22 protein-coding genes and 1 riboswitch are annotated in these 19102 nt (G+C 73.1%); of the genes, 10 read left to right on the top strand and 12 right to left on the bottom strand.

What is annotated here, in order from left to right:
- Nucleotides 1–9 precede the first annotated feature (9 nt).
- Nucleotides 10–252 carry a hypothetical protein gene (locus BN1555_RS24990; RefSeq protein ID WP_141662884.1) on the top strand — a complete coding sequence of 81 codons (243 nt, stop codon included), beginning with the start codon at nucleotides 10–12 and terminating at the stop codon, nucleotides 250–252.
- On the opposite strand, the gene BN1555_RS24985 is transcribed toward BN1555_RS24990, so the two are convergent.
- Nucleotides 249–959 (bottom strand): VIT1/CCC1 transporter family protein, encoded by a 711-nt coding sequence (locus BN1555_RS24985; RefSeq protein ID WP_093801478.1) that lies wholly within the window; start codon nucleotides 957–959, stop codon nucleotides 249–251. The two genes, BN1555_RS24990 and BN1555_RS24985, sit on opposite strands and share 4 nt — an antisense overlap.
- Nucleotides 960–1065: 106 nt before the next feature.
- Between BN1555_RS24985 and BN1555_RS24980 the strand changes: the two genes are divergently transcribed.
- The 5 genes from BN1555_RS24980 to BN1555_RS24960 all read left to right on the top strand — a co-directional run bounded on the left by BN1555_RS24980 (nucleotide 1066) and on the right by BN1555_RS24960 (nucleotide 5921).
- Nucleotides 1066–2088 (top strand): DEDDh family exonuclease, encoded by a 1023-nt coding sequence (locus BN1555_RS24980; RefSeq protein WP_093801477.1) that lies wholly within the window; start codon nucleotides 1066–1068, stop codon nucleotides 2086–2088.
- 64 nt (nucleotides 2089–2152) lie between these two features.
- A complete protein-coding gene (locus tag BN1555_RS24975) occupies nucleotides 2153–2386 on the top strand; it encodes a hypothetical protein (RefSeq protein ID WP_093801476.1) in 234 nt (77 codons plus the stop codon).
- Nucleotides 2387–2481: 95 nt separating this feature from the next.
- The gene (locus tag BN1555_RS24970; protein WP_093801475.1) at nucleotides 2482–3306 is read left to right on the top strand and encodes an SURF1 family cytochrome oxidase biogenesis protein; all 825 of its coding nucleotides are present in this window, start codon (nucleotides 2482–2484) and stop codon (nucleotides 3304–3306) included.
- Between the two features lie 64 nt (nucleotides 3307–3370).
- Nucleotides 3371–5161 (top strand): glycoside hydrolase family 15 protein, encoded by a 1791-nt coding sequence (locus BN1555_RS24965; RefSeq protein WP_093801474.1) that lies wholly within the window; start codon nucleotides 3371–3373, stop codon nucleotides 5159–5161.
- 4 nt (nucleotides 5162–5165) lie between these two features.
- Complete coding sequence (locus BN1555_RS24960) at nucleotides 5166–5921, top strand: SDR family oxidoreductase (protein ID WP_093801473.1); 756 nt, start codon at nucleotides 5166–5168, stop codon at nucleotides 5919–5921.
- Between the two features lie 71 nt (nucleotides 5922–5992).
- Here the strand turns inward: BN1555_RS24960 and amaP are convergent, their stop codons facing one another.
- Genes amaP through BN1555_RS24935 form a run of 5 tightly spaced genes read right to left on the bottom strand, consistent with a single transcriptional unit; the run spans nucleotide 5993 to nucleotide 8325 of the window.
- Nucleotides 5993–6571 (bottom strand): alkaline shock response membrane anchor protein AmaP, encoded by a 579-nt coding sequence (gene amaP / locus BN1555_RS24955; RefSeq protein ID WP_093801472.1) that lies wholly within the window; start codon nucleotides 6569–6571, stop codon nucleotides 5993–5995.
- 7 nt (nucleotides 6572–6578) lie between these two features.
- Nucleotides 6579–7280, bottom strand: coding sequence for a DUF6286 domain-containing protein (locus BN1555_RS24950; RefSeq protein ID WP_093801471.1), 702 nt, complete (start codon nucleotides 7278–7280; stop codon nucleotides 6579–6581).
- Entirely contained in the window at nucleotides 7277–7624 is a 348-nt protein-coding gene (locus BN1555_RS24945; protein WP_093801470.1) for an Asp23/Gls24 family envelope stress response protein, read from the bottom strand. Before BN1555_RS24945 ends, BN1555_RS24950 begins: the two co-directional genes overlap by 4 nt.
- A gap of 8 nt (nucleotides 7625–7632) precedes the next feature.
- Entirely contained in the window at nucleotides 7633–7824 is a 192-nt protein-coding gene (locus BN1555_RS24940) for a hypothetical protein (protein ID WP_093801469.1), read from the bottom strand.
- A gap of 12 nt (nucleotides 7825–7836) precedes the next feature.
- Nucleotides 7837–8325 carry an Asp23/Gls24 family envelope stress response protein gene (locus tag BN1555_RS24935; protein ID WP_093801468.1) on the bottom strand — a complete coding sequence of 163 codons (489 nt, stop codon included), beginning with the start codon at nucleotides 8323–8325 and terminating at the stop codon, nucleotides 7837–7839.
- Between the two features lie 94 nt (nucleotides 8326–8419).
- On the opposite strand from BN1555_RS24935, the gene BN1555_RS24930 reads away from it, so the two are divergent.
- Entirely contained in the window at nucleotides 8420–9178 is a 759-nt protein-coding gene (locus BN1555_RS24930; RefSeq protein ID WP_176710125.1) for a hypothetical protein, read from the top strand.
- 1 nt (nucleotide 9179) lies between these two features.
- On the opposite strand, the gene BN1555_RS24925 is transcribed toward BN1555_RS24930, so the two are convergent.
- The 6 genes from BN1555_RS24925 to BN1555_RS24900 form a co-directional block, all read right to left on the bottom strand.
- Complete coding sequence (locus BN1555_RS24925) at nucleotides 9180–9971, bottom strand: enoyl-CoA hydratase/isomerase family protein (protein WP_093801466.1); 792 nt, start codon at nucleotides 9969–9971, stop codon at nucleotides 9180–9182.
- Between the two features lie 128 nt (nucleotides 9972–10099).
- Nucleotides 10100–10321: a helix-turn-helix domain-containing protein gene (locus BN1555_RS24920; protein ID WP_006123601.1), complete on the bottom strand. Its 222-nt coding sequence runs from the start codon at nucleotides 10319–10321 to the stop codon at nucleotides 10100–10102.
- A 331-nt stretch (nucleotides 10322–10652) separates the two neighbouring features.
- Complete coding sequence (locus BN1555_RS24915; protein ID WP_093801465.1) at nucleotides 10653–12251, bottom strand: ABC-F family ATP-binding cassette domain-containing protein; 1599 nt, start codon at nucleotides 12249–12251, stop codon at nucleotides 10653–10655.
- Between the two features lie 237 nt (nucleotides 12252–12488).
- Complete coding sequence (locus BN1555_RS24910) at nucleotides 12489–13805, bottom strand: hypothetical protein (RefSeq protein WP_093801464.1); 1317 nt, start codon at nucleotides 13803–13805, stop codon at nucleotides 12489–12491.
- Nucleotides 13806–14069: 264 nt separating this feature from the next.
- On the bottom strand, nucleotides 14070–15197 hold the full coding sequence (locus BN1555_RS24905; protein ID WP_093801463.1) for an alpha/beta hydrolase family protein: 1128 nt from the start codon (nucleotides 15195–15197) through the stop codon (nucleotides 14070–14072).
- A 65-nt stretch (nucleotides 15198–15262) separates the two neighbouring features.
- Entirely contained in the window at nucleotides 15263–15940 is a 678-nt protein-coding gene (locus BN1555_RS24900; RefSeq protein ID WP_093801462.1) for a class II aldolase/adducin family protein, read from the bottom strand.
- A 290-nt stretch (nucleotides 15941–16230) separates the two neighbouring features.
- On the opposite strand from BN1555_RS24900, the gene BN1555_RS24895 reads away from it, so the two are divergent.
- From BN1555_RS24895 to BN1555_RS24885, 3 genes are all read left to right on the top strand, one after another.
- Nucleotides 16231–17490: an inorganic phosphate transporter gene (locus tag BN1555_RS24895; protein WP_093801461.1), complete on the top strand. Its 1260-nt coding sequence runs from the start codon at nucleotides 16231–16233 to the stop codon at nucleotides 17488–17490.
- An 18-nt stretch (nucleotides 17491–17508) separates the two neighbouring features.
- Entirely contained in the window at nucleotides 17509–17733 is a 225-nt protein-coding gene (locus BN1555_RS24890) for a hypothetical protein (protein ID WP_093801460.1), read from the top strand.
- Nucleotides 17734–17848: 115 nt separating this feature from the next.
- Nucleotides 17849–17998: riboswitch (cobalamin riboswitch) on the top strand.
- 123 nt (nucleotides 17999–18121) lie between these two features.
- On the top strand, nucleotides 18122–19102 hold the full coding sequence (locus BN1555_RS24885; RefSeq protein ID WP_093801459.1) for a cobalamin biosynthesis protein: 981 nt from the start codon (nucleotides 18122–18124) through the stop codon (nucleotides 19100–19102).

The following is a 19102-nucleotide window of genomic DNA, read 5'->3' as shown; positions in this document are numbered from 1 at the left end:
CCGGGCCCCTTGCGCGGGCTGCCGCCGCGGATGCTGTTCCCCTGCCGGAAGACCGACGGCCTCTCGGCGGCACCGCTCGCCGGCCTCCCCGCGCTGCGTACTCCGGGTCTCGGCTTCGCCCGGGAAACGGCGGGCGTCGGTGTCATTCCGGCCGGCGCGGGTCCGGAGAACCTCACCGTCCGCCCGTGTCCGGGCACCACCGTGCGCGGAGCGGCCCTCTTCCCACCGGAGCGGCTCGTCCGCCACCACTAGACCCCCGCCGCCCCCAGCAGCAGCCCCGCCCCGTGCGTCACCGCCATCGCCAGCGCGCCGCCCGCCATGTTCCGCAGCACCGCCGGGCGGGACGGCGCCGCGCCCAGCCTGGCGCTGCCCCAGCCGGTCAGGGCCAGGGCGATCAGCACCGAGACGACCGTGACCGGAAGGCGCCAGGACGCCGGCGGGAGGACGATCGCCAGGAGGGGGAGCAGCGCGCCCACCGTGAAGGCGATGAAGCTGGCGCCCGCCGCGTGCCAGGGGTTCGTGAGGTCCTCGGGGTCGATTCCGAGTTCCACGCGCGCGTGCGCGCGCAACGCGTCGCGTTCGGTGAGCTGCTGGGCGGCTTCGCGCGCCACGTCCTCGGACAGGCCTCGCGCCGCCAGCATCCGGGTGAGTTCGTCCAGCTCCGCCTCCGGTTCCTCCCGCAGTTCGCGCCTCTCCTCGGCCAGCGCCGCCTCCTCCGAGTCGCGCTGCGTCGACACCGATACGTACTCCCCCGTCGCCATCGACATCGACCCGGCCAGCAGTCCCGCGAGGCCCGCCGTCAGGAGCGCGGACCGCTCGTCGGTCGCCCCGGCGACGCCGACGACGATGCCGGCGGTGGAGACGACGCCGTCGTTGGCCCCCAGCACCCCGGCGCGCAGCCAGTTCAGCCGGGAGCCGAGGCCCCCGCCGTGGACTTCGTCATGCGTCAGGTCGGTCACCCGGGGAGGGTCTCACCCGCGCCGCCGCCGGACGCGTACCGACCCGCCCCACCGGCGGTCCGCGCACCCGGGCGGCCGGGGCTGTCAGCGGGGGCCCGTATCCTCAATGACCATGCTCGAAGACCACTCGACAGCAGCGCCGTGGCCGACCGCCTACCCGAAGGGGTACGCAGTCGTCGACGTGGAGACCACCGGACTCGCGCGCGACGACCGGATAATCTCCGCTGCCGTCTACCGGCTGGACTACCGGGGGGACGTCGAGGACCACTGGTACACGCTGGTCAACCCCGAGCGCGACCCGGGCCCCGTCTGGATCCACGGGCTGACCAGCGACGTGCTCGCGGACGCCCCGCTGTTCCCGGACATCGCGGCCGAGCTGTCCGAGCGGCTCGACGGCCGGGTGCTCGTCGCGCACAACGCGATGTTCGACTGGTCGATGATCGCCCGGGAGTACGCGCGCGCCGAGCGCACCGCGCCCGTCCAGCAGCGGCTGTGCACCATCGCGCTCTCCAAGGAGCTCCGGCTCCCCCTGCCCAACCACAAGCTGGAGTCCCTGGCCGCGCACTTCGGCGTCGTACAGCAGCGGGCGCACCACGCCCTCGACGACGCACGCGTGCTCGCCGAGGCGTTCCGCCCGAGCCTGCGCGCGGCGGCGCGAGACGGGGTGCGGCTGCCGCTGCTCGAATGCCGGCCGCTCACCGAGTGGTCGGACTCGCCCCCGGCCCCCCGGGCCGGCTACCAGCCGTCGTACCGGGGAGCGGGCGGCGCGAGCAGCTGGCGCCCGTCGCGCAAGCGTCCGGCCTGCCCCTACCCGAACCCCGGGCGGTACGAGCCGGGCAAGCTGCTCCGGCAGGGCATGCGGGTGGCGTTCTCGGGTGACACGTCCGTGGACCGCGAGCTGCTGGAGGACCGGGCGGTCGAGGCGGGGCTGCACATCGCGACGAGCGTCTCCCGGCTCACCAGTCTGCTCGTCACCAACGATCCCGACTCGGCCACCTCCAAGACGGTCAAGGCCAAGGCGTTCGGCACCCCCGTCGTCGACGAGGCCGCCTTCACCCAGCTGCTGCGGGACGTGGTCGCGGCCGAGGGGCAGGCCCCGCGGCACGGGCAGGTCCCGGCAGACGGGTGATTGGCAGGCGACTCGCCCGCCGACCGCTCGCCCAGTCGCCGCCCGGCGTCCCACCCTGTGGCGCATGGCACGTTGCGAGGTATGCGGAAACGACTACGGCATGTCCTTCGAGGTGCACGCGCAGGGCGCGGTGCACGTCTTCGACTGCTTCTCCTGCGCCATCCACCGGATGGCGCCGATCTGCGAACACTGCCGGGTCCAGATCATCGGCCAGGGCGTGGAGGCCGAGGGCCGCTGGTTCTGCAGCGCGCACTGTGCGCGCGCGGAGGGGAAGGTGGGCATCGTCGACAAGGTCTGACGCCCGGGTCCGGCGCCGCGGCGCACATCCGGGGCTCGCCCCCGGCGGGTGACCCACCCGCCGGGGAGCACCGCGCGCCAGGTAACGTCAAGGACGTGTACCGCTTCCTGTTGTCCCGGCAGTGGGTGATCCTCACCCTCCTGATGCTCGCCCTCATCCCCACCATGGTGGAACTGGGATTCTGGCAGCTGCACCGTCACGAGCACCGGGTCGCGCAGAACGAACTGATCTCGGGCAACCTCAGGGCGAAGCCCCTGCCCGTCGGTGACATCACCTCCCCCGGGCACGACGTTCCGCGCGCCGACTACTGGCGCCGGGTGACCGCCACCGGTACGTACGACACCGCGCACGAAGTCGTCGTGCGCCGCAGGACCGACGCCGACGACCAGGTCGGCTTCCACGTCCTCACCCCGCTGGTCATGGACGACGGCCGCGCCGTCCTCGTCAACCGCGGCTGGGTCCCCTTCGGCGCCGACCAGCAGGCGTTCCCCGAGATCCCGGCCGTCCCCAAGGGCGAGGTCACCGTCACCGGGCGCCTCAAGGCCGACGAGACGACGGCGGGCAGCGGCATCAAGGACCTGAGCGGCCTGCCGCCCCGCCAGGTCATGCTGATCAACAGCGAGCAGCAGGCGAAGACGCTCTCGCGGCCCGTCCTCGGCGGGTACATCGAGCAGACCGAGCCCGTCCCGGCCGGTCCGAAGCCGCAGCTCGTGCCCGAGCCCGACGCCGACTCCATCGGCCCGCACATGGCGTACGCCGTCCAGTGGTGGCTGTTCACCGCCGCGGTGCCGGTCGGCTGGGTCGTTCTCGTACGCCGCGAACTGCGCGACCGCGCACAGGCCGCCGAATCCGGCGGGGCGGGCGGGACAGGCGGGTCCGGCGAGGGGACACCGGCCGAGCCGGCCAGCGCCGACGCCTGAGCCGGCGTCCGCCGTTCCCCCGGATACGGCTTAACGCCGTCCCGCCGTGGGAACACGAGTGGGCGTGACCCAACTCATCGAGGACTACGCGCTCATCGGGGACCTGCAGACCGCGGCACTGGTCGGCAGAGACGGTTCCATCGACTGGCTCTGCCTGCCCCGCTTCGACTCGGCCGCCTGCTTCGCCGCGCTGCTCGGTGACGAGGAGAACGGGCACTGGCGCATCGCCCCGTCCGGCGGGGGCTCCTGCACGCGCCGGTCCTACCGGGGGAACAGCCTCATCCTGGAGTCGGTCTGGGAGACCAGCTCCGGCACGGTCAAGGTCACCGACTTCATGCCGCAGCGCGACCGGGCCCCCGATGTCGTACGGATCGTCGAGGGCCTTTCGGGCGCGGTGTCGATGCGCTCCACGCTCCGGCTGCGCTTCGACTACGGCAACATCGTGCCGTGGATGCGCCGCACGAACGGCCACCGGGTGGCCATCGCGGGTCCCGACTCCGTCTGGCTGCGCTGCGACGCCACGGACCGGGTGAAGACCTGGGGCCAGCAGTACACCACCTACTCGTCGTTCACCGTCGCCGAGGGCGAGAAGGTGGCGTTCGTCATGACGTGGCACCCGTCGCACGAGCCGCAGCCCGAATTCATCGACCCGTACGAGGGCCTGGAGCACAGCCTCCACGACTGGGAGGAGTGGGCCGCCCACTGCCGGTACGAAGGCCCGTACCGCGAAGCCGTGCTGCGCTCCCTCATCACCCTCAAGGCACTCACGTACGCCCCGACCGGCGGCATCGTCGCCGCCCCCACCACCTCGCTCCCGGAGGAGATCGGCGGCGTACGCAACTGGGACTACCGCTACTGCTGGCTGCGCGACTCCACCCTCACCCTCGGCGCGCTCGTCGCCGCCGGCTACACCGAAGAGGCCGGGGCCTGGCGCGACTGGCTGCTGCGGGCGGTCGCGGGCGACCCGGCCGACCTGCAGATCATGTACGGGCTCGCCGGTGAGCGCCGGCTTCCCGAGACGGACCTGCCGTGGCTGGGCGGGTACGAGGGGTCCAGGCCCGTCCGCACCGGCAACGCGGCCGTCGATCAGCTCCAGCTCGACGTGTACGGCGAGGTCATCGACTCCCTCCACCTGGCGAGAGCGTCGGGCCTGCGCCCCAAGCCGCAGGCGTGGAACCTCCAGCTCAGCCTGCTCGGCTTCCTGGAGTCCAACTGGCGCGAGCCGGACGAGGGCCTGTGGGAGGTCAGGGGGCCGCGCCGGCACTTCGTGCACTCCAAGGTGATGGCGTGGGTCGCGGCCGACCGCGCCGTGCGCGCCCTGGAGGAGGACCCGACGCTGCCCGGCGACGCGGACCGGTGGCGGGCGATGCGCGACGAGGTGCACCGGGAGGTCTGCGAGAAGGGGTACGACCCCGAGCGCAACACCTTCACGCAGTGGTACGGCTCCGCCGAACTGGACGCCGCCACGCTCCTCATCCCCCGGACCGGCTTCCTGCCGCCGGACGATCCGCGGGTCGTCGGGACGGTCGAGGCGGTGCAGTCCGAGCTCGGCCACGGCGGCTTCATCCGCCGCTACAGCACGGACGGCCGCAGCGTCGACGGGCTGCCGGGCGACGAGGGCACCTTTCTGGCCTGCTCGTTCTGGCTGGTCGACGCGTTGCGGATGACGGGCCGGACGAAGGAGTCCCGGGAGCTCTTCGAGCGGCTGCTGACGCTGCGCAACGACGTGGGGCTGCTCGCCGAGGAGTACGACCCGGTCTCCGGGCGGCAGCTCGGAAACTTCCCCCAGGCGTTCAGTCATATCGGACTGGTGGGGTCCGCGCTCGCCCTCGACGGTGCGGAGGCGGCAGGATGACCCCATGGATCTTGAACTGAAGGACCGGGTGTACGTCGTCACCGGAGCCAGTCGCGGGCTCGGCTTCGCCTCCGCGCGCAGGCTCACCCAGGAAGGCGCGAAGGTCGTCGTGAGCGGCCGTGACGCGAAGACGGCCGCCGACGCCGCCGCGGAGCTCGGCCCGAACGCGGTGGCGGTCGCCGCGGACAACGCCGATCCCGCGGCGGCCGGGCGTCTGATCGCGGCCGCCCGCGCGCACTTCGGGCGCTTCGACGGCATTCTCATCAGCGTCGGCGGCCCGGCGCCGGGCTCCGCCGCCGACAACACGGACGAGCAGTGGCAGGCGGCCTTCGACTCCGTCTTCCTCGGAGCGGTACGGCTGGCCCGCGCGGCGGCGGCCGAGCTCTCCGAGGGCGGTGTCATCGGCTTCGTCCTTTCCGGCTCGGTCCACGAGCCGATCCCCGGCCTCACCATCTCGAACGGTCTGCGGCCGGGGTTGGCCGGCTTCGCGAAGTCCCTCGCCGACGACCTGGGCCCGCGGGGCATCCGCGTGGTGGGCCTGCTGCCGGCCCGGATCGACACGGACCGGGTGCGCGAGCTGGACGCCCTGTCCGGCGACAGCGACGCGGCGCGCGCGGCCAACGAGTCGCGCATCCCGCTGGGCCGTTACGGCACGCCGGTTGAGTTCGGCAAGGCTGCCGCGTTCCTGCTGTCCCCGGCCGCGTCGTACCTGACGGGCATCATGCTCCCGGTCGACGGCGGCGCCCGCCGCGGCTTCTGACTCCTCCGGTGAGCGCGTCCCCGGCCGCCGGAAGGACACCGGGGTGTCCTTCCGGCGGCCGGGGGCCCGTGTCAGCTCACCCGCCGCGCCCGGTGCCTGACCTCACGCAGCCGGACCTCCGCCGGCAGCGAATCCAGCCTCGCCGAAGCGCGCGCGTGAGCCAGCGGCCCCTGCGTGAACCCCGACAGCGTCCCGGCCGGCTGCGCGTGGGGTGGAAGGCGCAGCGCGACCCGCGCCCGGGGCGCCTGCCGCCGGCCCGTCAGCGTCACGCGTGCCCGTTCCACTCCGTCCAGCGTCTGCGCCTCGTCCGCCAGCACGTTCTCCAGCGCCCGCCCCCGCACCACCGCGCCCTCGCCGTCACCGCTGTCAACCAGCACTTCGGCGAGCCGGGCACGGCGCAGCTGGGCGAGCAGCCACCACAGCGCGAAGAGGACCAGCAGCGCGAGGGCCGCGATGACGGCCGGCCACCACCATCCCGCGTCCCGCCACCGCGTACGGTCGGCCTCGCTCAGCAGCACGTCGTCGGGCCCGTCGAAGGGCCACCACGACGGTACGGACGCACCGGTCCCGGCAGCGAGCACCGCTCCGCCCAGGGCGAGCAGCAGCAGGCCCACGAGTCCGAGCAGGACACGGTTGACCTTCTTGGGCATCGCCTCGTCACCCCTTCCTTGCCGGCCGGCCGACCCGCACGGACAGGCGCGGCTGCCGGGCGAGTCCGAGCTGCTGGATGCCGGCCGCGACCGCCGCGTCCAAGTCGGCCCGTACCTCGCCGAGTTCACGGAAGTGGGACACGGCCCGCACGCGCACTTTGGAGCGCCCCACCCGTACCCGTGCGGACTGCACGCCGGACACCTCCATGGCCCGGTCCCGCAGCATCGTCGCGGCGGCGGGACGGTCGAGTCCGGCCCGCACGTCGGCGGACGTACGCCGCATGGGCAGAATCGCGCGCAGCCCGGGCGTGACGGCGAGAAGCAGCAGCCACAGGCCGAGCGCCGCGAGGACGCCCGCGCCGACCAGCACCCACACGTCGTCCAGGGGCCGTGTCGCGAGGCCGTCCGCCAGTTCGCGGCGCCACTTCATCGCGGAGTGGCCGGCCCGTACCGCCGCGATGTCGTACAGCAGCGGACCGGTGCCGGCGAGCACCGCCAGGGCGACCAGCGCGGCCGGCACCCGGCGGGCGGACCAGAAGCGTCCGGACCTCCCGCCGCCGCCCTGCTCCAGGGTCGGTACCGGGCCGTGCATCCCGGCGGCCGGGGACTGGCCGGGTCCGGGAGGACCGGGGGGACCGGACGGATCGGGATGCCCCTGTGCGCGTGTGACGACGGGGAGCGGCTGCGTACGGCTGTCGGGTTCGCTCATCGGACCTTCCCCCGTTCCGCATGGAGCGCCTGCGCCGAGTGCAGCCGCTCGACCTGGACCGCCACCTCGGACACTTCCATCCCCGCCAGCCCCCGTACGCCCTGTGCGACACGGCGCCGCACCGCGCCGCACTGGCCGCCGATGTCGGAGGGGTAGCCGAGTTCGAGGACGACGCGCACCCGTGCCGTGTCGTGGTGGACCGTCACCGTGGCATACGGCGCCCTGCCACCCTCGGGCACCTCTCCGAGCGCCTCGCGCGCCGCCCGGGCGGCGATCTTCGCGACGACCCGGTCGGCGATCCGGGTCGCACCACGCTCGGCGGCCTCGACCTGACCGGCGGCCATCGCGGGGGTCACCTCGGCCGGTCGCCGCGTTCACGCACGCGGAAGAGATCGCCCGGTTCAAGATCGCCGTCGGCGAACCGGCCCACTACGAAGCCGATCGCGCCCAACGCCGCCACCAGGAGAAATGCTCCGAAACCGCCGAAATATCCGGCGAACCCGAGCGCCATGCCGGCCGCAAGGCCGACTACCGCCATGTTCATCCTGCGCTCCCTCTACTGAAGACGTGACTCCGGCTCGTCCTCTGCCTCGTCGGGCAGCTTCACATCACTGACCGCGATATTGACCTCAACGACTTCAAGCCCTGTCATGCGCTCCACGGACGACACGACGTTCTGGCGGACAGTGCGGGCGACATCGGTGATCGATACGCCGTACTCGACGACGATCTCCAGGTCGAGAGCCGTCTGCACCTCGCCGACCTCGGCCTTCACACCCCGGGTGACGGACTTGGTTCCGCCGGGCACCCGGTCGCGGACGGCCCCGAACGTGCGGGAGAGACCGCTGCCCATGGCGTGCACGCCCAGTACGTCGCGGGCCGCGAGGCCGGCGATCTTCTCGACCACACCGTCGGCGATGGTGGTGCGCCCCCGGCCGGACGGGTCACCGCCACCCCGCTCGGTCATCGAGGGCCTGTTCCCCTCGTAGCCGGGCCCGTCCTTGCCGGGGTTGTCGGGCCGGTCGCTCTGCGCGGTGCCACTCATGGCCGTTCGTCCCCTTCCGGGCGGTACTGGGCCCTACTGCACACATTAGGTGCGGTTGCCCGATCTCGCGCCGGGGATGCGGCAGGCTGGGGCAATGGCACCTGACGGATGGACGCGGGCAGTACGACAACGACTCGACCTGGGCAGACTGCTGCCTCTGGGCGAAGCGGCGGACGGCGCATGGCTGGCGGAGAAGGCGGCCGGCCCGGTTCTGCGGCGGGCGGCGGCGGGGGTCGCCGGCGTCGGTCTGGGGGCTCTGCGGATCGCGCTCGCGGACCCGGACACGGCCGCCGAGCCCGCCGTTTCACCGCCCCCGAGCGCGCTGCCGCCCGGGCCGCTGCGCATCGAGGCGGACTTCACGGCCACGGCCGGGGGCGAGCCGCTGCCGCAGCGGGCGGAGCGGCTGCGCATCGCGCTGCGGGAGGCGGCGTCGGCCCGGCTGGGACTCATGGTCACCGCGGTGGACCTGCGGGTGACGGAGCTGGTGGAGGAGGGGCAGGAACCCGTCGCCACCGCTCCCCCGGACGAGGGAAACGACGAGGACGAGGCGAGCGGCGAAGGCGGGGAACGCGGCGGGGCGCACGGTGACGGCTCGCCCCGCCCGGAGGAGGAGGCCGCGAGCCGGGCGGCCGCGGAGGCCGCCGCGGCCGTCCCCGGCGTGGTGCGCTTGACCCGCGTCCTCGGCCCCCCGGTCCACCTCGCCGACGGCCACGTACGCGTGGAGCTGGTGGTGGTGGCGGACCGCCGCGCGCTGGCGGTCGCCCTGGCCGTGCGCAAGGCGGTCCGCGAGGCGGTCGCGACGGTCCGGGGCAGCCGGCCCACCGTGGCCGTCCTGGTGACCGGCGTGGAGTGACTCAGTCGCCGATTCCCGCGAGGTCGCGGAGCCTGCGGGCCTGGGCGGCGCGCTCCGCGACGCGCTGTTCCTCGTACGTGCGCGAGGCCGCGCCCTGGAGCAGTGCCTTGGTCTCGATCACGGCGTCGCGCGGCGCGGCCAGCAGCGCGCTCGCCAAGTCCCGTACGGCGCCGTCGAGTTCGTCGCCCGGCACCACCAGATTGGCGAGACCGATGCGCTCGGCCTCCGCCGCGTGGACGAAGCGTCCGGTGGCGCAGATCTCCAGGGCGCGGGCATAGCCGACGAGGCCGTGCAGCGGGTGCGTACCGGTGAGGTCGGGGACGAGGCCGAGGCTGGTCTCGCGCATGGCGAACTGCACGTCCTCGGCGACGACCCGCAGGTCGCAGGCGAGGGCGAGCTGGAAACCGGCACCGATGGCATGTCCCTGTACGGCGGCGACGGTCACCAGGTCGCTGCGCCGCCACCAGGTGAACGCCTCCTGGTACTCGGCGATGACCGCGTCGAGGTCTTCGTCGGAGCCGCGCGCCAGGTCGAGGAAGGAGGGCTCACCGTCGAACCCCTCGGGGCTGAACGCCTGCCGGTCCAGGCCGGCGGAGAAGGACTTGCCCTCGCCGCGCAGCACCACGACCCGCACGTTGCCGGGCAGAGACCGTCCGGCTTCCGTCAACGCCCGCCACAGAGCGGGAGACTGGGCGTTGCGCTTGGCCGCATTGGTCAGGGTCACCGTGGCAACGGCGTCCTCGACGGTGAGTCGTACGCCGTCCTTGTCGAGCACAGAGTCGAGCGAAGCCATGTGGCGCCTCCGGTTCGGGTGGCAGTCGTGCGGTCAGTAAGTGACTGCACAGTAACCACCCGGGCGATCCTGCGATCGACCGGGTGGTCACCGCCCAAGAACCGGTGAGCCGGGCCCGCCCGGGGCTGTCAGGCCGAAGCGGCCTTCTTGCCTCGCGTCGCCCCGCCGCGTCCCCGCAGCGTGACTCCGGACTCGCTGAGCATCCGGTGTACGAATCCGTAGGAGCGGCCGGTCTCTTCGGCCAACGCCCGGATGCTCGCACCGGAGTCGTACTTCTTCTTCAGGTCTGCCGCGAGCTTGTCGCGCGCGGCGCCGGTTACCCGGCTGCCCTTCTTCAGAGTCTCGGCCACCCGTGCCTCCTCAAGGAAGTGCGCTCTGAACTCTCATGATCACCCCTTCCGGGCTTCCTGGCCACCCATTCGGCAAGGTCTGTACAACAAGGTTTGCCGGGAAGGAACCGCACGCCACAAGTGGAATAGAGAATTCCGATGGCTTCTCGCCGTACGGCCGGACGGGGGACGGAGGGAACGGGCAGGTCAGCGCGGGTAAACGATCAGCGGAACGCAAAGGGCCCGCCCCACGGGGGACGGGCCGCAATCCGGTGCATGACACGCCACGGCACGAGAGCCACTCACTCAGATGAAGGATCACCCGTAAGCCGAATGATCCAGCCCGAGTGGATCAGGCCAGGGCGACGAGGTCCTTGTAGTCGGGGCCCCACAGGTCCTCCACGCCGTCCGGCAGCAGGATGATCCGCTCCGGCTCCAGCGCGTCGACCGCGCCCTCGTCGTGGGTGACGAGGATGACGGCGCCCTTGTAGGTGCGCAGGGCGCCGAGGATCTCCTCGCGGCTGGCCGGGTCGAGGTTGTTCGTCGGCTCGTCGAGGAGCAGGACGTTGGCGGACGAGACGACGAGGGTCGCCAGCGCGAGACGGGTCTTCTCGCCGCCGGAGAGGACCCCGGCCGGCTTGTCGACGTCGTCGCCGGTGAAGAGGAACGAGCCGAGCGTCTTGCGGACCGAGACGAGGTCGAGGTCGGGCGCCGCCGAGCGCATGTTCTCCAGGACGGAGCGCTCCGGGTCGAGGGTCTCGTGCTCCTGGGCGTAGTAGCCGAGCTTGAGGCCGTGGCCGGGGATGACCTCGCCGGTGTCGGGCTTCTCCGCGCCGCCGAGCAGGCGCAGCAGCGTCGTCTTGCCCGCGCCGTTGAGGCCGAGGATGACGACCCGCGAGCCCTTGTCGATGGCCAGGTTGACGTCGGTGAAGATCTCCAGCGAGCCGTACGACTTGGACAGGCCCTCCGCCATCAGCGGGGTCTTGCCGCAGGGCGCGGGGTCCGGGAACCGCAGCTTGGCGACCTTGTCGGAAACGCGTACCGCTTCGAGGCCGGAGAGCAGGCGCTCGGCGCGCTTGGCCATGTTCTGCGCGGCGACGGTCTTGGTGGCCTTGGCGCGCATCTTGTCGGCCTGCGAGTTGAGGGCGGAGGCCTTCTTCTCGGCGTTCTGGCGCTCGCGCTTGCGGCGCTTCTCGTCGGCCTCGCGCTGCTGCTGGTACAGCTTCCAGCCCATGTTGTAGACGTCGATCTGCGAGCGGTTGGCGTCCAGGTAGAAGACCTTGTTGACGACCGTCTCGACCAGCTCGACGTCGTGGGAGATCACGATGAAGCCGCCGCGGTACGTCTTGAGGTAGTCCCGGAGCCAGGCGATCGAGTCGGCGTCGAGGTGGTTCGTCGGCTCGTCGAGGAGCAGGATGTCGGCGTCCGAGAAGAGGATGCGGGCCAGCTCGACACGGCGGCGCTGACCGCCGGAGAGCGTGTGGAGGGGCTGGCCGAGCACGCGGTCGGGCAGGCCGAGCGCGGCGGCGATGGTGGCGGCCTCGGCCTCGGCGGCGTACCCGCCCTTGGTGAGGAACTCCGTCTCCAGGCGCTCGTACTTCTTCATCGCCTTTTCGCGGGTGGCGCCCTGCCCGTTCGACATGCGCTCCTCGTTCTCGCGCATCTTGCGCAGGACCGAGTCGAGGTCGCGGGCGGACAGGATGCGGTCGCGGGCGAGGACGTCGAGGTCGCCGGTGCGGGGGTCCTGCGGGAGGTAGCCGACCTCGCCGGAGCGGGTGATGGTGCCCCCGGCGGGGGTGCCCTCACCCGCGAGGCACTTGGTGAGGGTGGTCTTGCCCGCGCCGTTGCGGCCGACGAGGCCGATGCGGTCGCCCTTGGCGATGCGGAAGGAAGCGGACTCGATGAGCAGGCGGGCGCCGGCGCGCAGCTCGATGCCGGAGGCGGTGATCAAGGGAAAAACTCCAGGGCGGTATGGACGGCGGAAGGGACGGGCGGAGGGATTTCTTCGACGCCGTCTAATGCACAAGGAGAGTTGCCATAGACCCAGTCTAACGGTCGTGCGCAACTACTTTTCGGACACGGGTTGCGTCCCGCGACCGGGCCCTCCCGGGCCTCCGTGCCCTCCCGCCGTCCGACGGCCGGGGCGACGGAGGCCCGGGGGCACGCCCCGGCCGTTTCGCTCCGCCCGCTACACCCCGCCCGTGTGCACCTGGAAGGCCGCCCGGCGCATGGCCTTGGCGAGGGCCGGGTCCGGGTGGGCCGCGGCCAGGGCCACCAGGACCTGGACGGTCCGCGGGTGGCCGACGGCGCGGACCTCGTCGAGCAGGGCCGGCACGGTCGACTGCACGGCGGCGTCGAGATGGCGCACCAGCAGCTCGACGTCGCCGTGGTCGGCGACGGCCGCGGCGGTGTCCACCCAGAGCCAGGTGGACTCCTCGCGGGTGAGAATCTCGTGGACGTCCTCGGGGTCGGCGCCCTCGTACTCCGCCAGCCACAGCAGGGCGTAGGGGCGCAGCGAACCGTCGTCGGCCGCGGCCCGCACGCCGGACTCCGCCGGGGCACCGACCACCCGCAGCGCGTCGAAGGCGAGTCCGCGCAGCAGCGCGTCCTCGCCGCGGGCGGCTTCGAGGAGCTCGGTGACGGCGCTGGAGACGGTACGGGCGGCGAGCCAGGCGCGGTACTCGGCGCGGGCGGGGCCCGGGGTCAGGCGTGCGCAGCCGCGCAGCATGTCCTCGGCGGACTGCTCGATGTTCCCGGCGGGGCTCTGGGCCGCGACGCAGATCTGCTCCAGCTTGACCCACACCGCCCAGTTGCCGAGCGCGGTGAGGGTGGCGAGCCCGGGGCCCAGGGTCAGGGCGCCGACGGCCGCCTGGCCCTCCAGGGCCCAGTCGAGGAGGAGGGAGAGAGGTGCGCCCGGGGCCGCGGGAGCGGGGAGCGGCTGGGAGTCGTAGGGGACCTCGCAGCGCTCTTCTCGGAGCTCGACGACACGCTGTTCGAGCAGGTCGAGCAGCGCCGGCACCTGAACGGGGCCGGCCGAGAGCTGGAGGAGGGAGAGCACCTGGGGGAGGGCTTCCACGACCTCGGCGACGGACGTGCCGGTGATGCCCTCCGGGGCGGGGTGGACGATCGACCAGGCGTCGAAGAGCGCGACCCAGCCGCGCAGGACGGCCGCGTCGTCGCGGTCCCAGGCGCGCAGCCGCCAGCCCGGGCGGGCGCGGTCGCCGTGCAGTTCGATCAGACCGGCGAGCCTGGCCCTGTCCCAGCCCGCGCGGACCTGCGCCGGCGTCAGTCCCAGCTCGGACGCGGCCTGTCGGGCGGCCGCGGCGGAGAGGGCACCGTCCCGGCCGGGCCCGATGTGGGACTTTCCGCCGCGCGGCGACGGAGAGGCCCAGCGTGCGACCCGTACGGCGTCGGCGAGCACGGCCCTGGCCTGACGGGCCAGTTCCGCGGGGGGCGGGGTGCCCTCGGGGGGCCTCGGGGCCGGGCGGGTACGCCGGTTCGTCACGGCCTGGGATCCACCCTGGGAAGCCAGGGGGAGGGCAGCGGCGAGGGGTCGCGGGCGGACAAGTCGGAGCCTGGAGTCGCGCGGTGTACGGGACGTCACGGGGAGCAGTCTCGCCGCTGACGCCCCGAAAGCCCAAACGGAATCGAACTCGCCGCTCATGGGCCTGTTCACAGGCGCGTTCACGGGCGCCGACCGGCCGGAACATTTCCCCCGCCCGCTCTTCCCGCCGCGACGGTCCTCGGCCTCGCCGCGTACGGGCAGGTACTACATCAAAGGGGTCAGGAAGCGGCGCAGGGTCTCTTCGTAGGTGGCCGGATCGGCGTTCCACATGGCCGCGTGGGGCGCGCGCGGGACGGTGTGGAGCACCGCCAGGTCGGGGAGGAGCCGCGCGAGCTCCCGCGAGGAGTGCCACGGGGCCACGGCGTCGTCCGGACCGTGGATGATCAGTGTGGGCACGCGCAGCCCTCCGGGGCCGGTCGCCTCGCGCAGGCGGTCGCCGCGCAGTCCCGTGCTGCCCTGCACGGCCCTGACGGCGAGCGGAAGGAGCACGCCCGGCGTGTGCCGGGCGGCCGCCAGGGCCCGCACCGTGGCCTTCCAGTCGAGGACCGGGGAGTCGAGTACGACGCCGCTGACGCGGTCTCGGAGCGGGGAGCGCACCGCGGCGTGCGCGGCCATGGCCGCGCCGGTGGACCAGCCGTGCAGGATGACGCGCTCCGCGCCGCGCCGGACGGCGTAGCGGATCGCGGAGTCCACGTCGCGCCATTCGGAGTCGCCGAGGTGGCCGAGACCGCCCGGCGGCCTGGGGGCACCGGCGTCGCCCCGGTAGGCGAGGTCGAGGACGGGAAGCTGCTGGCCCAGCAGGAAGGGCAGGATGTTCATGGGGTGCGCGCGGGTGGTGCCGAGGCCGTGCACGGTGATCACCCAGGTGTCGCGGGTGCCCGGCAGGAACCAGGCGGGCAGTGCGCCGAGTTCGCCGGGGACGTCCACGTCGGTGTGGTCGAGGCCGAGTGCGGTGCGCGGATCGCCGACGTACACCTGCGGGGTGAGCCGCACCCTGGTGCCCGGGCCGAGCGTGCCGTGGCTGACGCGTTCCAGGCGGCGTACGACGGTGTCCGCGGTGTGCGGCGCGTCGTCGAGGACGGGGCCGACGACGGCGTGGACGCCGAGCCCCTCGATGCCGTACGTGCCGGGGCGCAGCGACGCCAGGCAGCGGGTCAGGGTGATCCGTCCCGCCGCGGTGGCGTGCACGGTGAGGCGGGGGTCGCGGGGCAGCGGCCTGCCGGGCGACGCCTTGAGTGCGGCGTCGCCGGCGTAGCGGCCGACCGCGACCGCTGCCGCGCCGACGCCGAGGAGTGTGGTGACGGCCGCTGCCGTCGCTGTAGCCGGGCGCACTGCTCCAGTGTCCGCACAGGAGGGACCCGGGGCCAGTGGGCGGGGCCGGACGGCCGCGTGTCGGGTCAGCCGGGCTGGCCGTAGCCGCTCAGCTTCTCCTGTACTTCGCGCAGCTGTCCGGCGGAGAGCAGGGACGGTTCGCGCCCCGGCACCGAGCTCGCGGTGAGCCAGAGCCTGCACATCCACTCCAGCTGCGCGGTGCGGTCGTACGCCTGGTCGAGGGTGTCCCCGTAGGTCACGGTGCCGTGGTTGCGCAGCAGGCAGCCGGAGCGGCCGCGCAGGGCTTCGAGCATGTTCTCGGCCAGCTCCGGCGATCCGTACGTGGCGTACGGGGCGGTGCGGACGGGGCCGCCGAGGGCCGCGGCCATGTAGTGCACGAGGGGCAGCTCGGCGACGAGGGTGGAGACGGCCGTGGCGTGCACGGCATGGGTGTGGACCACGGCTCCGGCGGTGGTGGTGCGGTAGACCGCGAGGTGCATCGGGAGCTCGCTGGTCGGGACGAGGCCGCCGAGGACCTGGTTCCCGCCGAGGTCGACGACGACGGCGTCCTCCGGCCGCAGCCGGTCGTACGGGACTCCGCTCGGGGTGACGAGGACCAGCTCCCCGACCCGTACGGAGACATTTCCGGAGGTGCCGACCACCAGCCCTTCCCGCACTGTCCTGCGGGCCGTGGCCACCAGGTCGTCCCATGCCCGTTCGATCGCGTCCCGCGCGTCGCGCGCGTCCTGCCGCTGCTCAGCCATGCGGAGATCCTGCCAGCCGGGCCGGAGGGCCGGGAGAGCCAGGAGAGCCGGAGGGGAGCCTGCCGAGTGACCAGGATCTCTTCGGCGGCTCCCGGGCCGGGTTCAAGGGGCTCGCGAGGGGCTGGAGGCCCCCGCTTGCGGCCGGTCACCGCCGGCCTCCGCCGTTCCGGCACAACCGGAATGGCCGCGATGTGTTCCGGGTCACCACACCGCCCGCCCCAGTTCACCTTCCGTTCACCCAGGTTGCCTACGGTCCACGTGCCACTGACCTCAAACGATTGCCTGGGTAAATGGAACACATCACGCTTCTCCTCGGGATCGTGATCGTCACCGCTCTCGTGTTCGACTTCACGAACGGTTTCCACGACACTGCCAACGCGATGGCGACCACCATCTCGACTGGCGCTCTCAAGCCCAAGACGGCGGTGGCCATGTCCGCCGTGCTGAACCTCGTCGGCGCGTTCCTGTCCGTGGAGGTCGCCAAGACGATCTCCGGGGGGCTCGTCAACGAGAGCGGCATCACCACCGAAGTGATCTTCGCGGCGCTGGTCGGCGCGATCCTCTGGAACCTGCTGACCTGGCTGATCGGCCTGCCGTCCAGTTCCTCCCACGCACTCTTCGGCGGCCTCATCGGCGCCACCCTGATGTCGGTCGGCGCCTCCGGCGTCAACGGCGACGTCGTCGTCACCAAGGTCCTGCTGCCCGCGATCGCCGCGCCGGTCGTCGCCGGCATCGCCGCGCTGCTGGCCACCAAGCTGACGTACAAGCTCGGCAGCAAGGCCGACGAGAAGGCCACGGCCAAGGGCTACCGCGCCGGCCAGATCGCTTCCGCCGGTCTCGTCTCGCTCGCCCACGGCACCAACGACGCGCAGAAGACCATGGGTGTCATCACCCTCGCCCTGGTCACCGGCAACGTCCTCGCACCCGGCTCGAACCCCCCGATGTGGGTCATCGTCTCCGCCGGTGTCGCCATCGCGCTCGGTACGTACCTGGGCGGCTGGCGCATCATCCGCACCATGGGCAAGGGCCTCACCGACCTCCGTCCGCCGCAGGGCTTCTCCGCCCAGACCAGCGCCGCGACCGTCATCCTGGCCTCCTCGCACCTCGGCTTCTCCCTCTCCACCACCCAGGTCTGCTCCGGTGCCGTGATGGGCGCGGGCCTCGGCCGCAAGGGCGGCGTGGTCCGCTGGTCCACCGCCACCCGGATGTTCGTCGCCTGGGGTCTGACGCTGCCGGCCGCGGGACTGGTCGCCGCGGGCGCCGAATTCCTCACCGGGCAGGGCACCTGGGGCATCGCCGTGGTGGCCTTCCTGCTCGTCGGCGGCTCCGCCGTCATCTGGGCCCTGTCGCGCCGCAAGCCGGTCGACCACACCAACGTCACCGACGACGAGTCCGGCGAGTCCGCCGGTGTGGTCACCACGGCCATGGCCGCCGTCAGCGTGCCGCCCACGGCCGGCGCCGTCGCCTCCCTGGCCGCCGAGGAACTCAAGACGACCATCCCGGCCCCGGCCGGCAGCTCCGCGGAGCCGGCCAGCCCGGCCCCGGTGTAAGGACAGAGGACAGATCGCATGAACATCGACTGGGCAGCTCTCGGCTCCGTATTCGGCGTGAGCCTCGTGGTCACCGTGTCCCTGGTGGGCCTGTTCACCCTCGGCATCGTGGGCCTCTCCAAGCAGGAGAGCGCCTCCGCGCAGGGCGGCGGCTCCGCCGTCATGGTTCGCACCGGCGCCTACGCCTGCTTCGCGCTGTGCGCGGCGGCCGTGGCGTACGGGATCTACCTGATCGTCGTCTGACACGACGACCGCAGTCTCCCGGAACCGCCCCGCCACCGGCCTTTACCGGCCATCGGCGGGGCGGTTCCTGTGTGCCTCGGCACACTCCCCCGTCGCAGGTCAACAGCAAGTTGACGACGTTCGCGGAGCGTGGTGGACTGCCCGAGCCGAATACGGCGGCACGAGAGGAAGTCCGGTGCGAATCCGGCGCGGTCCCGCCACTGTGACCGGGGAAGACGAAGAAGTCCCCGGGAGCCAGGAACTCTCACCGCCGGTCACGTCGAACCAGGGCGCGGACCCTGAGTGAGGACATACCGCCATGCCCGGCTGCCGTTCAGTCGTTCCTGTCAGTCCTGACATTCCCGTGCGTACGACGCGTGCGCTTCGAGGCGCATCGGCCTGCTGAGCCATGCGTGCCGATCGCATCTTCGCGTACGGCGCCACCGCCGGCCTGATCGGCGACCTCGTCCTCGGTGATCCCCGCCGCGGGCACCCGGTCGCCGCGTTCGGACGGGCCGCGGGTGCCGTCGAGTCCCTGCTGTGGCGTGACCACCGCGGGTGGGGCGCGGTGCACACCCTGGTGTGCGCCGGAGGCGCGGCGGGCGCCGCCGTGCTGGCCTCCCGTGCCGTACGCCGCTCCCCCGCCGCCGCCGTCGCGCTGACCGCCGCCGCCACCTGGGCCGTCGTCGGAGGTACGTCGCTGGGCCGCGAGGCGCGCGCCGTGGGCAGCGCCCTGGAGGCCGGGGACGTCGAGGTCGCCCGCGAACGCCTCCCCCACCTGTGCGGGCGCGACCCGCAGGCGCTGGACGCACAGCAGATCGCCCGCGCCGTCGTCGAGTCCGTCGCCGAGAACACCTCGGACGCGGTCGTGGGCGCGCTGGTGTGGGGCGCCCTGGGCGGGGTGCCGGGGCTCGTGGCCTTCCGCGCCGTCAACACGCTCGACGCCATGGTGGGGCACAGATCGGCCAGATACCTGCGCTACGGCTGGGCCTCGGCCCGCCTCGACGACGTGGCCGGCTGGCCCGGCGCCCGGCTGACGGCCGCCCTCGCGGTCGTGGCGGGCGGCGATCCGCGCGGTGCGGTGCGGGCCTGGCGTACGGACGCGGCCAAGCACCCGAGCCCCAACGCGGGCCCCGTGGAGGCCGCCTTCGCCGGCGCGCTCGGCGTGCGGCTCGGCGGAACGCTCTCGTACGCGGGCCGGGTCGAACACCGGCCCGTGCTCAACGCCGCCGGGCGGCCCGTCGGCGTACCGGACATCGAGCGGGCGGCGCGGCTGTCGCGCCGTGTCGGGGCGCTCGCACTGGCGGCGGCCGTCGGAGGGCGGCTGGTGCTCGGTGCGCTGCGACGCGGCGCGCGCGGTGGCACACGCACAGGAAAGGGACACGCATGA

The organism is Streptomyces sp. Wb2n-11 (assembly GCF_001049855.1).
Classification (GTDB): Bacteria; Actinomycetota; Actinomycetes; order Streptomycetales; family Streptomycetaceae; genus Streptomyces; species Streptomyces altiplanensis.
Note: the sequence above shows the minus strand (reverse complement) of the source record. Positions and strands in the feature narration are given on the sequence as shown.